Annotated in this window: 3 protein-coding genes and 1 pseudogene; 3 read left to right on the forward strand and 1 reads right to left on the reverse strand. The window is 67.2% G+C overall.

Going from position 1 to position 1,510, the window contains the following annotated elements:
* The coding region (locus ABZ833_RS45585; RefSeq protein ID WP_361060033.1) for a winged helix-turn-helix domain-containing protein at positions 1-209 on the reverse strand (209 nt) is incomplete at its 3' end.
* Between the two features lie 206 nt (positions 210-415).
* Here ABZ833_RS45585 and ABZ833_RS45590 point away from each other — a divergent pair.
* The 3 genes and pseudogenes from ABZ833_RS45590 to ABZ833_RS45600 form a co-directional block, all read left to right on the forward strand.
* Entirely contained in the window at positions 416-793 is a 378-nt protein-coding gene (locus ABZ833_RS45590; protein WP_361060036.1) for a hypothetical protein, read from the forward strand.
* Entirely contained in the window at positions 793-1,236 is a 444-nt protein-coding gene (locus ABZ833_RS45595) for a hypothetical protein (protein WP_361060039.1), read from the forward strand. Before ABZ833_RS45590 ends, ABZ833_RS45595 begins: the two co-directional genes overlap by 1 nt.
* A pseudogene (locus tag ABZ833_RS45600) lies at positions 1,236-1,510 on the forward strand (cell division protein FtsK); the annotation flags it as partial. The gene ABZ833_RS45595 and the pseudogene ABZ833_RS45600, both read left to right, overlap by 1 nt.

Raw genomic sequence — 1,510 nt, forward strand, 5'->3', positions numbered from 1 at the left:
TGGCGGGAGTAAACAAGGCCCATGCCGCGCAGCTCCGCAACGGCCTGGCGGACGGTCGCCTTGCCGACTCCGAAGATCTCCACCAACTCGTTCTCGGACGGCAGGAGTTGCCCCGGCTCGTAGCGGCCTTCCTTGATCTCGTTGGCTAGCTCGCGCGCGACGACCATGTACATCGGTTCCGGTCGCTGGACGTGCTTTCGGGCTGTCATGAGAGCTCGCTCCCTGCGGGTCAGATGGACGGCCGGACGGGTCGGGCTGGGCTAGCTGTCAGTGCCGTGTGCTAGTGGGCAACTTCTCCACTCATGAGCATAAGTGGTTGACGCATGACTGGACAGCGAATCACCATGGTTCATCCACTCATTCGAATGAGTGGATGACCGAATGAGACCAGTGGAGAGGGCAGATCATGCAGACCATGCCGATAGACACGGCACGGCTGGGGCCGATGCGGTGCTCGATCGCACCTGAGCCGCGCCTCAATCCGGAGGGCGAGCAGCGCAGGGACCGGGAGGGCAACCTCCAGTGGGTCACCAGTGTCACGGTGGTGCCCGCCCAGGGGCGCCGTGTGGAGGCCATCGATGTGGTGGTCTCCGGTATCCAGCCGCAGGGCATCACGGCCGGTGCGGAAGTAACGGTCACCAACCTCGTCGCGAACGCGTGGTCGGTGGACGGCCGTAGCGGCACGTCCTACCGGGCGGATGCGATCACGGCGGTGACCGGTCCGACTCCTCCTGGTGGCGGTCCTGGGGCGTCGTCGGGGGCGCGGGGGAAGTCGTCGGGGGGTGAGTCCTGATGATGGATTTCTGGCACCTCTCGGCGGCGCAGGCGGACGGTGCGGCCTGCGTGGTGTGCGGCGCGGACTTCCTGCGTGCGCACGTGGATCACGTAGCGGTGGGCACGGCGCCCGACGTGGAGGAAGCGAAGGTCTTCGCGTGCACCACGCCGTGTGCCGGGGTGATCGCTGAAGAGGCGGAGCGGATGGCGCGCGAGATGCGCGAGCTGGCCGGACCCTGCGGCGACGGTGAGGGATCCGCCCACCGGGAACCGGAGAACGATCAAGCGGTGCTTGTGTACCTGACGCGGGATCTCAAAGTGCTGTCCGGCGCTGAGACGCTGCTCGGGGTCGCCGATGACACGGCGACGACCAAGTACCTCCTGAGCATGGCGGCCGTGCACGCTGAGGCGGCCATGGTGCGGGCCCGTTGGCTGCTGGCCTGGATGGAGGGCAGGCGCTGATGCCGGGCTCTCTGATCGTCTGGATTTTTACCGCCCTGCTGATCATCGGGGTCCTCACCCAACGGTGGTGGGAACCCCGGCTGCTGGCCCACGGGGTCGACGTCAACGCCTGGCCGCTGCGCTGGTGGCTGACCGGGTACCCACGCGTCGTACTGCGCATGTGGAGGACGTGGCGCCGGGTGTGCCTGCTCAACAACATGTCCGTGAGCGACCGCTCGAACCAGCGGGTCATCGGGCGCGACACGGTGGTGCAGGGGCAGGCACTGCGGCCCAA

Origin of the sequence: Streptomyces sp. NPDC047525 (genome assembly GCF_040643025.1) — a bacterium.
GTDB lineage: Bacteria > Actinomycetota > Actinomycetes > Streptomycetales > Streptomycetaceae > Streptomyces > Streptomyces durmitorensis.